Origin of the sequence: Mesorhizobium sp. LNJC391B00 (assembly GCF_000502535.1) — a bacterium.
Taxonomy (GTDB): domain Bacteria; phylum Pseudomonadota; class Alphaproteobacteria; order Rhizobiales; family Rhizobiaceae; genus Mesorhizobium.
In genome coordinates this window covers 110,483-124,396 of record NZ_AYWI01000011.1, presented here as the reverse complement: position 1 = coordinate 124,396, position 13,914 = coordinate 110,483, and the positions used below count along the sequence as shown (strand labels likewise).

Below are 13,914 nucleotides of genomic sequence, written 5' to 3'. Positions count from 1 at the left end.
GCGCAGCATCCTAGTCTTCCCTGATCGCGTAGCCGGCGCCGCGAATGGTACGGATGACATCCGGCATGCGGCCGTTGTTGACCGCTTTGCGTAAGCGCCCGACATGGACGTCGACGGTTCGCTCGTCGATGTAGATCGTCTCGCCCCAGACATTGTCGAGCAGCTGGCTGCGCGAGAACACGCGGCCGGGATGGCGCATCATGAATTCGAGCAGCCGGAACTCGGTCGGTCCGAGCCTGATCTCGCTCTTCTTGCGGTAGACACGGTGCGACTCGCGGTCGAGCACGATGTCGCCGACCTTGAGCACGCTGGACAGCACTTCCGGCTTGGCCCGGCGCAGCAGCGCCTTCACGCGCGCCATGAACTCCGGCGTCGAGAATGGCTTGACCAGATAGTCGTCGGCACCGGTGGACAGGCCGCGCACGCGATCGCTTTCCTCACCGCGCGCGGTCAGCATGATGATCGGCAGCCGCTCGGTTTCGGGCCGCACTCTAAGCCGCCGGCAGAGCTCGATGCCGGAAACAGCGGGCACCATCCAGTCGAGCACCAGGAGATCGGGCACGTTTTCCTGCAGGCGGATCTCGGCCTCGTCGCCGCGTGTCACCACCTCGACGTGATAGCCTTCGGATTCGAGGTTGTAGCGGAGGAGCACGCCTAGCGGCTCCTCGTCCTCCACGACCATGATGCGTGGCGCGATCATAGGCAGTTCACCCTCATCAGGCCGGCGTGGCCATCGCCGTCTCGTCCTGCTTCGGACGATTGGCGGGCAATTGCTGGCCGGTCAGCACATAATACGCATTTTCGGCGATGTTGGTGACATGATCGCCGATGCGCTCAAGATTCTTGGCGCAGAACAAGAGATGCGTGCAGGCGGTGATGTTGCGAGGGTCTTCCATCATGTAGGTCAAGAGCTCACGAAACACGGACGTGTATTTGACGTCGATGCGCTCGTCGTCATTCCTGAGTTTTGCAAGAGCTGCCGCATCGGTGGCGGCATATTCCTCGACGACGCCTTGCACCTGGATCAGCACCAGCTGCGCCATGGCATCGATGGAGTGCGAGAGGTCGCGCGGCGTGACGCTCAAGCCCACGGTGCCGACGCGTTTGGCGATGTTCTTGGCGAGATCGCCGATGCGCTCGAGGTCGCCGGCCATGCGGATCGAGCCGACCACGGCGCGCAGATCGTTGGCCATCGGCTGGCGCTTGGCGATCAGCGTGATGGCGCGGTCGTCCAGTTCGCGCTGGCGCGCATCCATGATGGCGTCGTCGGAAACGACACGCTGTGCCAGCGCATTGTCCGAATTGAGCAGCGCCCTGGTCGAGCCGCTGACCATCGAGCCTGCCAGATCGCCCATGTCGCGGATCAGCTTGCTGATCTGCCCGAGCTCTTCATCGAAGGAGGCGACGGTATGTTCACCCATGATCTTGGTCCTCGTGCCTGAAAATTCACCCGCCGGACGGCTCAGCCGAAGCGGCCGGTAATGTAGTCCTGGGTGCGCTTGTCGTCGGGGTTGGTGAACATCTTGTCGGTGGCGCCCTCCTCGACGAGATAGCCGAGATGGAACATCGCCGTGCGCTGCGACACGCGCGCCGCCTGCTGCATCGAGTGGGTGACGATGACGATCGTGTAGTTCTGGCGCAGTTCGTCGATCAGCTCCTCGACACGGGCGGTGGCGATCGGATCGAGCGCCGAGCAGGGCTCGTCCATCAGGATCACCTCCGGCGACACGGCGATGGCGCGCGCGATGCACAGGCGCTGCTGCTGGCCGCCGGACAGGCCGGTGCCGGGCTCCTGCAGGCGGTCCTTGACCTCGTTCCAGATCGCCGCCTTCTTCAGGCTCTGCTCGACGATCTGGTCCATGTCGGACTTGCGCTTGGCCAGCCCATGGATGCGCGGGCCGTAGGCGACGTTCTCGTAGATCGACTTCGGGAACGGGTTGGGTTTCTGGAACACCATGCCGACGCGGGCGCGCAGTTCGACGACATCGATGTTCTTGTCGTAGATGTCGTCTTCATCGAGCGTGATCTTGCCGGTCACCCGCGCCGAATCGATGGTGTCGTTCATGCGGTTGAGGCAGCGCAGGAAGGTCGACTTGCCGCAGCCGGACGGGCCGATCAGCGCCGTCACCTGGTTCTGGCGGACGTCGAGATTGACGTCGAACAACGCCTGCTTCTCGCCGTAGAAGACGCCGACCTTGTCGCCGCGCATCTTGATGACTTCGTTCGACTTGGCGTTCATTTTGTCGCCCACTGCATTCTCAAGGGACTGTTCGGTCATGATGTTCATACCAAATTGCCTTTTTTCTACCAGCGCCGCTCGAACCGGCGCCGGAGCACGATCGCGGTGATGTTCATGGCCATGAGGAAGACGAGCAGGATGATGATGGCGCCGGACATGCGCTCGACAAAAGCGCGCTCAGCCTCGTTTGCCCACATATAGATCTGAACCGGCAGCGCGGTCGCCGGATCGAAAGGCGTCGTCGGATAATCGGCGACGAAAGCGACCATGCCGATCAAGAGCAGCGGTGCTGTCTCGCCGAGCGCACGCGCCAGGCCGATGATGGTGCCGGTAAGGATGCCTGGGGCGGCAAGCGGCAGGATGTGATGGAACACCATCTGCATCTTGGAGGCGCCGAGGCCGAGCGCCGCCGAGCGGATCGACGGCGGCACCGCGGCGAGGGCGGCGCGCGTGGCGATGATGATGGTCGGCAGCGTCATCAAGGTCAGCACCAGGCCGCCGACGAAGGAAGCCGAGCGCGGCATGCCGAGGAAGTTGATGAACACGGCAAGGCCAAGCAGACCGAAGACGATCGACGGCACCGCCGCGAGATTGTTGATGTTGACTTCGATCAGGTCCGTAAAGCGGTTCTTCTTGGCGAACTCCTCGAGATAGATCGAGGCGGCGACGCCGATCGGCAGCGCCAGCAAAAGCACGATCACCATCATGTAGAACGAACCGATGATGGCCACGCCCATGCCCGACGTCTCGGGCCGGCTGGAGGCGCCATAGCTGAACAGGCCGGTGTTGAAATGCTCGGCCATCGCGCCTTCGGCTTTGAGCTTGTTCATCCAGTCGATCTGCTGGTCGGACACCTTGCGGCGCGCTTCATCGACGCCGAGGTCGATCTGGCCCTTGGAGGCCGAGTCGAGATTGGCGGCGGCCAGGATGTCGACGTCACGCGTCGTGCCGATCACCGACGGATCGGCGGAGACGATGTCGCGCAGCTGGACGCGGGCGCCTTCCGACAGGAAGCCCTTGAGCTTCAGCATCATCGGCTTGTTGGCCGGATCGATGCCGAGCTTGGCCACCAGCGCGTTTTCGGCGAGCTTGGGATAGTTCGCCTTGATCAGCACGGTAGGGTCGGTCGCGCGCTTGCCGGAGGGATCGATCACCTTCTCGTCGAAGGTGACCGGCAGCGTCACCGTCGTCTGCCAGAAGGCGGTGTAGCCTTTCGAGACGATGGTGATCAACATGATGGCCAGGAACGCCAGGCCCACCGAGATCGCAATCACGCCATAGATGCGGAACCGGCGTTCGGCGGCGTAGCGCGCCTTCAGCCCGATGTCGCGGCGCGGACGCGCGACGGCACCCGCCATCGTGTCCAGGGGGATGTCGGTCATTCGTACTGCTCCCGGTACTTGCGCACGATGTAGAGGGCGACGATGTTCATCACCAGCGTCAGCGCGAACAGCGTCAGGCCGAGCGCGAAGGCGACCAGCGTCTGCGGCGAGTTGAACTCGAGATCGCCGGTCAGCTGGTTGACGATCTTGACGGTGATGGTCGTCATCGCCTCGAACGGGTTGGCCGTCAGATTGGCCGCGACGCCCGCCGCCAGCACGACGATCATCGTCTCGCCGATGGCGCGCGACGCCGTCAACAGGATGGCGCCGACGATGCCGGGCAGTGCCGCCGGCAGGATCACCCGCTTGATCGTCTCGGAGCGCGTGGCACCGAGGCCGAGCGAGCCGTCACGCATTGCGCGCGGCACCGCGGTGATGATGTCGTCGGACAAAGAGGACACGACCGGGATCAGCATGACGCCCATCACCAGGCCGGCGGTGAAGATGCTCTGGCCCTGGATGAAGGGAGAGCCGCCGGTGAGGGCTGCCGAGAGGTCGCGCAGGAACGGTCCGAGCGTGACCACGGCGAAGATGCCGTAGACGATGGTCGGGATGCCGGCCAGCAGTTCAAGCGCGGGCTTGACCACCGACCGGACGCTGCGCGAGGCGTATTCGGACATGTAGACCGCCGACATCAGCCCTACCGGCACTGCGACCAGAAGCGCGACGGCGGCGATGTAGAGCGTGCCGGCGAGTAGCGGGATCAGGCCGAACTGACCCTGGCTGCCGCCGGAACCGGCGGCGGCGAAACGCGGATCCCACACCGTGCCGAAGAAGAAGCTCATCGGCGATACGCTCTCGAAGAAGGTGATCGTCTGGAACAGCATCGACAGCACGATGCCGACCGTGGTCAGGATGGCGATGGTCGAGGCCGCAAGCAGCCCCCACAGCATCAGCTTCTCGACATTGTTGCGCGCCCTGGCGCGCGGCGCGATCTGCCTCAGCGCATAGAAGGCGCCGGCGACCGACAGCGCGAAGGTCAGCACGGCGCCGAACAGGCCGAGCCGGTCCTGGACCTGGTTCGCCTCGACCGCGATCGGGATCATGTAGTCCTGTGTGTCGCTGGCCAGTGCCACGCCCTTGGCGGCGAGCAGCGGCTGCAATTCGGCGAAAGTAGCGGGAAGTGCGGTATCGCCATCGAGCCGGCGCAAGCCCTTGGCCAGGCTCTTCACCAGGCTGGCGTCGAGCGCTTCGCTGGCGACCTTTGTGTCGGCGGTGCGCTCGGGCAAAGCGGCATGGATATGCCGGTCGAGATAGAAGGAAGAGCCGATATCCCAGACGGCGAGCAAAAGGACGGCAGGCAGGACCGCGAGCAGAAAGGCCCACCAGCCATGATAATGCGCGCGCGAATGCGGCTTGACCTTGCCGGTATCCTGCGCCGCGGCGCGCTGGCGGCCGACCACAAAAGCGACCACGCCTATGACGATGATTATGGCGAGTACGAGCAAGGACGACATAACCCACCCCAGGGAAAATTCAGATCGCCGCCGCCGTTGCGGCAAGCGGCGAAATCAGGGCGCGGAGTTCATCCGCGCCCTGATCCGTCCGTTGATTACATTGTCTTTCCGGCGGCGAAGGCGTCGCGCTGGCCCTGACGTTCGGCGTCGGGAGCGGAAACCAGGCCGTACTGGGCGAGCGGGCTTTCCGGGCCGATCATCTGGTCATCAAGGAAGAACTCGACATATTCCTTGAGGCCGGGAACGACGCCCAGATGCGCCTTCTTGACGTAGAAGAACAACGGCCGCGACACGGGGTACGTGCCATCGGCGATGGTCTGCGTCGAAGGCACGATGCCTTCCACGGTAGCGACCTTCAGCTTGTCGGCATTGTTCTCGTAGAAGGCGAGGCCGAACACGCCAACGCCGGTCTTGTTGGAGTCGATGCGGGCGAGCGTCTCGGTGTAGTCGCCGTCAATGTCGACAGCCTTGCCGTCCTTGCGGATGGCGATGCAGGTCTTGCCGATTTCCTTGTCGTCGGCGATGCCGGCAGCCTTCAAAGCGGCCTTGTCGCAGCCGGCGTCGAGCAGCTTGGTCTCGAACACTTCACGGGTGCCGTGCTTCTCACCCGGGATATAGGCGGCGATATCCCAGTCGGGCAGCTTCGGATTGACCTGGTTCCACTTGGTGTTCGGGTTGTCGACCAGCTTGCCGTCGACCACCAGCTTGGCGGCGAGCGCCTTGTAGATGTCGGCGGGAACCAGCGCCCAGTCCGGACCCTTGATGTCGGTGGCAAAGACGATGCCGTCATAGCCGATGCGGACTTCCTGGACGTCCTTGACGCCGGCGTCGGCGCAGGACTTCAGCTCGTCCTTCTTGATCGGGCGCGAGGAGTTGGCGATATCGATCGTGTCTTCGCCGACGCCCTTGCAGAACTCCTTGATGCCGGCGCCGCTGCCGCCGGACTCGACCACCGGGGTCTTGAAGTTGGTGAAGGTTTCGCCGAACTGCTCGGCGACGATCTTGGCGTAAGGCAGCACGGTCGACGAACCGGCGACCTGGATCTGGTCACGCGCAGCGGCGACACCGGACGATGCGGCGAACGCTACCGCCACGGCCGATGCCGTAACGAGGAATTTCTTCATGTGGCCTGCTCCTGTTCGGAAGATGGTCTCTTGGCGCCCTCTTCAAACCGGCGCCCGCTGAGGCCAATAGCCTTCGATTATTACAGTCGCATGACAGTTTCGTGTCAGCCCGGTAACGTCGCACAGACGTCTTGTGGGCCGCACCCTTTAAGCCGGTTTGTGGGAATGGAAGTTGCCGCTGGAATCAGACGCTTGCGCAATTCGTGCTGGCATCAAGTCCCGGCACACCGCAGGCCGCGATGCCGAGAAAGAAAAACCGGACGGGAGCGCGTTGCCCGTGACCAGAGCGAATCTTGGCCGAGCCATCGCCAAAAACAGGTCCGTTGGGGTAGATTCGACGCTGTTTCTTGTCGGCGGTCGCTTGCTCCCGCCCGTAACTGAATGAGCGGTTTCGTTGCGACCATTGTCCTGACTGGGCGCCAGCTTTGATATGGTGCGATCGCACCATATCCTTGGCTGTTGCGGCGCGGCCGAATCCCGGCGGCGCCGCAGGTTGCTATCCAGCGTCTCGTTGGGCTTCGCCTGATATGCCGACCCAGCGCTCGACCTTTTCGAGCAGCGCCCTGGGGCTGATCGGCTTGGGCAGATAGTCGTCCATGCCGGCTTCCAGGCAGCGCTCACGGTCGCCCTTCAAGGCATGCGCGGTGACGCCGACGATCGGGATATGCATACCCGTATGTTCTTCCAGCCGGCGAATTGCGGCGGTGGCCTCGAGCCCGTTCATCTCCGGCATCGAGACGTCCATCAGGATCATGCGCGGATTAAGCCGGCCGAAGGCGTCGAGCGCCTTGCGGCCGTTGCCGACGATTTCGAAACTGTAGCCGGTTTCGCCGATTATCTGGGTGAACACCATCTGGTTCACCTCATTGTCCTCGGCAACGAGAATGTCGAGCCGGCGTTCATCCCCGGCGGCCCGGGCGCGGGCACGAACCGGCGGCGGTTGCAGCAAGGCGCGTTCCGATGCAGCGAGCGGCGGCTTTGCCGGCGACGGTTCGTTCCTGCCGCCGCCGGAACCGCTGCTTGCCGCCGGCAGCACACGGCCGTCCGTGATATTGTGATGGTGCCGCTGGATGGTGGCGACCAGCGTTTCCAGAAGCACCGAGGAACGCGCCGGCTTGATCAGCTGGGCGTCGATGCCGAGATCGCGATAGCTGGTGTTGGCGAGCGACTGGTCGACCGAGGTCAGCATGATGATCGGCGTGTCGGCCAGCCCTGCGGTGTTGCGCACGACGCGCGCCATTTCGGCGCCGCTCATCCCCGGCATCTGATAATCGAGCACGACGCAGTCGACCGGCACGCCGTAGGCAGCCGCGGCGACCAGCACCTTGAGCCCTTCGGGTCCGCTTTCGGCGGCGCAGGAATCGAAGGTCCATGACGCCATCTGCTCGCTCAGGATCGATCGGTTGACGGCATTGTCGTCGACGATCAGCACCCGTGAGCCGGTCACGTCGACCGGCATGATCCGCCGTCCGGTCTGTTCCTCGGCCCTGGGCAATGTCACGGTGAACCAGAAGGTCGAGCCCTTGCCTTCGGCGCTCTCGACACCGATCTCGCCGCCCATCAACTCGACCAGCCGCGAGGTGATGGCGAGCCCGAGCCCTGTGCCTTCGTGGCGTCTGGTCGACGAGGTGTCGGCCTGACTGAATTTTTCGAAGACGAGCTTTAATTTCTGCTGCGGAATGCCGATGCCGGTGTCGGTGACCGAAACGGTAAGCTTTGTCCCCGTCGGCCCCCTTTGTCCGGTCACGTCGACCAGCACGTGGCCTTCGTCGGTAAACTTCACCGCGTTGCCGACCAGATTGGTGACGATCTGCCTGACGCGACCGACATCGCCGACGAACAGGCTTTCCAGGCCCGGCTCGACGCGCACGATGAGCTCGAGGTCCTTCTCCTTGGCGCGCGTCGATATCAGCGTCGCCACATCCTCGATCGCTTCGGGCAGGTTGAAGGGCGCAGGGTCGAGCACCAGCTGTCCGGCATCGATCTTGGAGAAGTCCAGTATGTCGTTGATGATGGTCAAGAGCGCGTTACCCGACTTGACGATGATATCGGTGAACGTCTTCTGCTTGGGATCGAGGTCGGATTTGGCCAGCAACTCGGCCATGCCGAGTACGCCGTTCATCGGCGTGCGGATCTCGTGNTTTTTTTTTTTTTTTTTTTTTTTTTTTTGATAGAGCGAACCGTCGGACGCGATCATCGCGCCCTTGCGGGCGAACTGGTGGCGCACGCTGCCGTCGGCAAGCGTCACCGTTTCCTCGATCTCCTGTGTATCGCCTGTGCGCAGCACGGCGAGATCACTGTTGACGAAGGCTTCGCCGTCTTCGCCGAAAATCTCGATGTCCGTCTTGCCGATCGCGTCTTCCCTGCGGAGGCCGGTGAGGTCGCACCAGCCCTTGTTGACGTAGAACTGCCTGAGGTCGGAGCGCTTGGCGTAGATCGACACCGGCACGTTGTCGATGAGATTGCGGAACACCTCGTTCTCGCGCATGCTCTCTTCCAGCGCCTGCTCGCGCGCCTTGACGTCGGTGATGTCGGTGCTGGAGCCGACAAGGTGCACCGACCCATCGAGCGCCACCAGCCGGCTCTTGCGCGTCATCAATTGCCGCACCGTGCCGTCGCGATGGGTAACGGGCTCCTCGATCTCGCGGCCGCGGCCGGTGACGACGACCTCGGTGTCGTCATGGGTGTAGGTTTCGGCGTCGTCGATGCCGAAAAGCTGGAGATCGGTCCGGCCGATGACTTCCTCCTTGGGGATGCCGGTCAGCGCGCACCAGGCCTTGTTGACGAATTCCATGCTCAGATCCTGCGCCTTGATGAAGGCGGCGACCGGCAGTTCGTCCATGACGTGGCGGAACAGGTCGATCTGGCGCATGCTTTCCTGCAGCGCCTTTTCGCGGCTCTTGATCTCCGAGATGTCGACGCGCACGCCGATGAAGGTGCCGTCCTCGGTGCGCATATCGTAGACCTGATACCAGCGGCCGTCCGCATTGAGGCGCTCATAGGACGAGTTGGGCAGGCGATAGCGGGCGAGGATGGCATTGAGCCAGACATCGGGGTCGCCTTCATAGAGCCTATCGATTTCTCGATCGCCGCTCGATCGGAAATAGCCGACCGAATGTCCGAGTTCCAGGGCCTCGCGGAAGCTGCGGCCGGGCTGCCATGCCGGTTTCAGCTCCGGCAGCGTGTCCTGCAGCTTGCGGTTTGCAAAGACGAACTTGTCGTCGCGGTCATAGATGATGACGGCCGCCGGCAGCGACTCCAGCACCGTGGTGAGGTTCTTGCGGGCGTCCTCGGCTTCGGTCTCGCGGCGCTTCATGTCGGAGATGTCGAACAGGAAACCGGCGACATAGTTGCGGCCGCTGGGTATGCCGACGCGGTTCTTGCGCACGATGCGCGAGCGGCTGGCGCCCTCGGCGTCGAAAGTCTCCTCGACCTCGTAGGGCGTGCCGGTCGCCAGCACGGCGCGTTCGCTGTCTTCGAATTGCGCGGCGTCCTTTTGCTTGAGGAAGTCGCCGCCGGGCCTGCCCAGCATCGCTTGCGGGCTCTGTCCGAACAGTGCCGAAAACGCCTCATTGACGAAGACGAAACGCAGATTGTCGTCCTTGACGAAGATCGGGTCCTTGACGCCGTTGATCACCGCCTCGGCCAGCCGCGATTTCTCCAGCGCTTGGGCGAGTTCAGCCTCGCGATCCTTCATGTTGGTGACGTCGACATAGGAGATCAGCCTTTTGCCGCCGGCGAGCGGCGCCAGCGAGGCAATCAGCGTACGGCCGTCATTGCGTGGCAGTTGCCTGGAGCCAACCAGGCCGGCCGAGATTTCTGCTTCGCGCTCGGCGATGTGGCCCTGCCATTCGGCATCGTCAGCACCGTAAGGGTCCATATCGCGGCTGGCCTGCATCAGTTCGCGGAAGCCGCAGCCGATGCCGGCGCGTCGGGGATCGATTTCCCAGAAATCATAGAAGGCGCGGTTGATCACCTCCGCGCGCATCTCCGCATCGAGGACGAGCACGCCGATCGGCATCTGGTCGACCATCGTGCGAAGATTGGCGAAGGTCTCCGTAATTTTGGCGTTGGCACTCTCGATCTCGGCGTCGCGACGCTTGAGCTCGGAGACGTCGTAGTAGGTCAACAGCCGCTTGCCGCCGGACAACGCCGTCACGGAGAACATCATCGTCCTGCCATTGGCATGGAGAAATTCGCGTGGCGCAACCGAGCCGGCGCTGATCTCCTCGATGCGGGTGGCTAGGTAGTGCTGCCACTGCTGTTCATCGAGATCGCCGTAGATGCCGTTGCGGCGGTTGAGTTCCATCAACAGGCTGAACGGCGCGCCGACCGTGACGGCGCCGTCGGGAATCCTGGAGAGCTCGCGATAGGCCTTGTTGACGATGAGCGTGTCGAACTTCGCGTCAAGCACCACGACGCCCATATGCATGGCATCCATTGTCCGCTCGAGATCGGCGAGGTGCTGCGTAGCCTCGCCGGCCGGCGGATCGCTCTCGTCCTGCCGCAGTTCGTCCAGCGCACCGGCCAGTGCCGTGACGTTGCGGCCGATGCCGCGATAGCCGATGAATTCGCCTTCGCCGTCGAACCGCGGGGAACCGGTGATCGAAACCCAGCGGCAGCCGGGACGGCCGCCCTTCAACTCATAAACAAAGTCGCGAAACGGCCGATGCGCCTGCAGATCCTCCAGATGCGCGGCGGCGTGTCGATTGCCGTGCACCATCTGCTTGAGGAAATCGAAGCGGAAACGGCCAAGAATGCTGGCGGGATCGATGCCGGTGGCGGCCTGGTAGTTCTCCGAAAGCCAGGAAAAGCGCAGCTCGGCGTCGGTCTCCCAGACCCAGTCGGCGCCGGCCCCGACCAGTTCGCGCAGCGCTTCGGGCGAACCCCCGACGGACGTATCCTCGCCGTTCACCACCCCTTTTCGGGAACCGCGTCCGCCGCGTGTTCCAACAGTCCCGTCAGCCATCCCGTTCCCACCCCGAAAGCCAAGGCCGAACCCCCTCAGCGGTTCGCCGGCGGAATGTGCCCGAGAAGCATTAATGATCCGCTAACCATAACCAATCCAGACTGCGGCCAGAGCCACATTGCCCTGCGGTATTCCGCCGGTTGTCGGCGGAACCCCGGCCGGGCTATAAGTCGGCGGGGGTGTTGCTGATGACCGGTTGGATCGTGCCTTGTTTCCTGTGCATGGCGCTGCTTGCGGGCAGCGGCTGCGCACGCAGCTATGACGGCACGGTGGTGATCCCGAAGCCGCTCGATATCAGGCGGGTCTGGGATCGCGATCCGTCGCAGACTGAGGCCAGCCGGATGCAAGCGGCAGCCGGTGTGTTTCCGACGCCGCCGCCGCAGGAGCCCTACCGGCCCGCGGCACGCAGGCACACGACACAAATAGCTGCGCCAAGGCGGCACGTCAGGTCCAGCCCTCCCAGCATGGCTTCCGAACCGGCCAATCCGCTCACCTGCAAGAATGTCAGCGAACCCGGCAAACGCTACAGGATGGTTTGCGAATAGCTGGTACTAGTGCAATTCCAGGAAAAGTGTGAAACGGTTTTCCGTCCGGAATTGCGTAAAACAAAGACATAGAGCGGTTCGCCGTTTCGGTGAAACGGTGAAACGCTCTAGGCGCAGGTTACTCCGCCGGGAAGAAAGCCGGCCCGACCACCCTGACCGGCCGCGAGCCGGCCAATGGCTCGACCGATTGTCGCTGGGCGGCGCCCCTGGCCTCTGCAGCGTCTGCGCCAGGCTGGAGAAGTTGCGCCACGGTGCCAAGATCCGGCTTCGCTGACGGCAAAGGAATGATCGCGTTGGCCATATTGGCTGGCGTCACCGTGCGCGCTCTCAGCTCGGCAACGCGCCGGTGATAGCGCTTGAGGTCGCAGGCCCTGAAGTTCGCATCATTGCGATATTTGAAGGCCGTCGGCAGGTCCTTGTAGGATGTGCGCGTATCGAGCGCGACCATCTCTTCGGTTTCAAGGCTTGGATCACTGAGCGTGTACAGGTCGACGCCGGCATCGTCGCAGATGTAGCGGCACTGATCGACCATCTCCTTGACATCGCCGCCTTGCACGAACTGCGATTTCGGCGCCGGGAAGAAATAGCCGTCGGAGAGACGAACGCAAAACAGCATCGAATTGCTGCCGATCATGGCGCCAGCCGGACGCTGTCTTTGTTGCCCGGCGGCGGGCGTGCAGCCGAGCGCGACGAGCCTGGCCTGCAGTCCGGACGCATCCCGGCGCGAAATCGCGGCGCCGGCGATCTGGCGTTGCACCTGTGTGCGGCTTTTGGCGAGGTCGGCGCAAGCATTGAAGAAGCCCCCCACCGCACTTTGCGCCGTGCACCGGCGTTGCCTCTCCAGCCCCTGGATCGCCGCAAGCTGGCGACGCAGCTGCGCAAGCTCGGAGCTGATCCCGCCGCTGCGGCCGGACGGTGCCAGCTGGCTCCTGAGCGCGGCGCATGGATCGGCAAGGGAAGCCGAAATGCCGAGGACGCTTGCCGACACCAGTGCAAAGGTCACGACAAGCCACAAACGCATCATCGGCGACACCTGGTCCTTGTACCCCTGTGGAGCCGATCGCCGCTCCAGCCGATTGAGCCTCAATGCGTGAGGTAAGTCTAATTCAAGAGACGCCAGCAACCGCCAGGTATTTTATGCCGAGTGTATTATGCCGGTTCCTGTAAATTCGCTATTACACTTTTGTTTCAAGATTGCGACGAGGCCAGGCTCGGGCGAGCCCGGGCCGCCGCAATCATCGATCCCGCGTTATCGGGCCCTTGCGGATGAAACCTTTCTCCGGTGTCTCGCGTTGTGTCGGGCAAAGGAGACGAAGATGTCTATTCACTTCACTGTCTCTGGCCTGACCAGGAACCTGTTCCACTCGCTGGGGCTGGACCATGAGCGGGCGCCGAGAGCGCTCGATCCCGAACAGAGCCTGTTGCTGGAATGCTATCTGGCCGGACAGATTCCGGAATCCGCCTGGGCCGACTACGTCTTCGAGACGCCGGAACTGCAGCGGCATGTCGATATCAGACGCCCGCACAACTGATCAGAGCAACTTCAGGAAAAGTGTGAGTCGTTTTTCCGGGAAAAGCGCGTAGCGCTTTCCCCTGGGAATTGCGTCAAGACAACGAGAGAGGGGGTCGCCGTTTCTGTGAAAACGGTGAAACGCTCGCCCGCTCGCCTACTGCTTGGGCGAAGCGAATTGCACGGTGAAGACATTGCCCGCGACGCCTTGCGCCAGCGTCGGCGAGAAGCTCAACGGGAGGCACTTTTGCAGGGCAGTGGTTGCGGCGTCGACGAATGACTTCCTGGTATCGGCATCGCCATCGACCTTGATCGCCGTCGGCCGCGGCGGACCGATCAGCGTGCCGTCGCGCTTGAAGCTGAAGCTCAAGGTGACGCTGGCATTTCCAACACCCGCCGGCGGCGTCCAGCACGCCTGGATGGCATCGCCGACCTCCGCCATCGTGTCGAGCGGCGCGGCATTGCACGGGTAGCCTCCGACCAACACAACACCGGCAATCGCAAACACTCTCGCTACGCCCTTCATCGCAAAGCTCCTCGTGTGTCGTCCGCCGACCATGATGGTAGGGTCGAAGCAGACGATGGCAATATGCCTGATGTCGGACTTTACAGCATGAGACGCGCCTGATGGCGCATCGGCGAAAAGCAAAAGGCCGGCATTGCGCCGACCTTTCCCTTCACCCTTGCG

11 protein-coding genes are annotated in these 13,914 nt (G+C 63.1%); 2 read left to right on the top strand and 9 right to left on the bottom strand.

Translation table 11 applies throughout. The annotated features are described in order from the left end of the window. Nucleotides 1–10: 10 nt before the first annotated feature. The 7 genes from phoB to X750_RS141115 all read right to left on the bottom strand — a co-directional run bounded on the left by phoB (nt 11) and on the right by X750_RS141115 (nt 11,171). The gene (gene phoB, locus X750_RS141085) at nt 11–700 is read right to left on the bottom strand and encodes a phosphate regulon transcriptional regulator PhoB (protein ID WP_031193203.1); all 690 of its coding nucleotides are present in this window, start codon (nt 698–700) and stop codon (nt 11–13) included. Nucleotides 701–716: 16 nt separating this feature from the next. Further along, nucleotides 717–1,421: a phosphate signaling complex protein PhoU gene (gene phoU, locus X750_RS141090; protein WP_023670109.1), complete on the bottom strand. Its 705-nt coding sequence runs from the start codon at nt 1,419–1,421 to the stop codon at nt 717–719. Between the two features lie 41 nt (nt 1,422–1,462). Beyond that, a complete protein-coding gene (gene pstB, locus X750_RS141095) occupies nt 1,463–2,287 on the bottom strand; it encodes a phosphate ABC transporter ATP-binding protein PstB (protein WP_023670110.1) in 825 nt (274 codons plus the stop codon). Between the two features lie 17 nt (nt 2,288–2,304). Continuing rightward, nucleotides 2,305–3,621, bottom strand: coding sequence for a phosphate ABC transporter permease PstA (gene pstA, locus X750_RS141100; RefSeq protein WP_023748348.1), 1,317 nt, complete (start codon nt 3,619–3,621; stop codon nt 2,305–2,307). Further along, nucleotides 3,618–5,078 (bottom strand): phosphate ABC transporter permease subunit PstC, encoded by a 1,461-nt coding sequence (gene pstC, locus X750_RS141105; protein ID WP_023748347.1) that lies wholly within the window; start codon nt 5,076–5,078, stop codon nt 3,618–3,620. The genes pstA and pstC overlap by 4 nt, the downstream gene beginning before the upstream one ends. A gap of 95 nt (nt 5,079–5,173) precedes the next feature. Then, nucleotides 5,174–6,202 carry a substrate-binding domain-containing protein gene (locus X750_RS141110; protein WP_023670113.1) on the bottom strand — a complete coding sequence of 343 codons (1,029 nt, stop codon included), beginning with the start codon at nt 6,200–6,202 and terminating at the stop codon, nt 5,174–5,176. 496 nt (nt 6,203–6,698) lie between these two features. Next, nucleotides 6,699–11,171, bottom strand: a complete 4,473-nt coding sequence (locus tag X750_RS141115; RefSeq protein WP_084567190.1) for a PAS domain-containing protein — start codon at nt 11,169–11,171, stop codon at nt 6,699–6,701. 188 nt (nt 11,172–11,359) lie between these two features. Here X750_RS141115 and X750_RS141120 point away from each other — a divergent pair, with 188 nt between their 5' ends. Further along, nucleotides 11,360–11,716 carry a hypothetical protein gene (locus X750_RS141120; RefSeq protein WP_023670115.1) on the top strand — a complete coding sequence of 119 codons (357 nt, stop codon included), beginning with the start codon at nt 11,360–11,362 and terminating at the stop codon, nt 11,714–11,716. Nucleotides 11,717–11,834: 118 nt separating this feature from the next. On the opposite strand, the gene X750_RS141125 is transcribed toward X750_RS141120, so the two are convergent. After that, nucleotides 11,835–12,740 (bottom strand): DUF2865 domain-containing protein, encoded by a 906-nt coding sequence (locus tag X750_RS141125; protein WP_023737394.1) that lies wholly within the window; start codon nt 12,738–12,740, stop codon nt 11,835–11,837. Between the two features lie 292 nt (nt 12,741–13,032). Here X750_RS141125 and X750_RS141130 point away from each other — a divergent pair, with 292 nt between their 5' ends. Then, nucleotides 13,033–13,248, top strand: coding sequence for a hypothetical protein (locus tag X750_RS141130; protein WP_023690098.1), 216 nt, complete (start codon nt 13,033–13,035; stop codon nt 13,246–13,248). 135 nt (nt 13,249–13,383) lie between these two features. Here the strand turns inward: X750_RS141130 and X750_RS141135 are convergent, their stop codons facing one another. Then, on the bottom strand, nt 13,384–13,752 hold the full coding sequence (locus X750_RS141135; protein ID WP_023690097.1) for a hypothetical protein: 369 nt from the start codon (nt 13,750–13,752) through the stop codon (nt 13,384–13,386). Between the last annotated feature and the right edge of the window lie 162 nt (nt 13,753–13,914).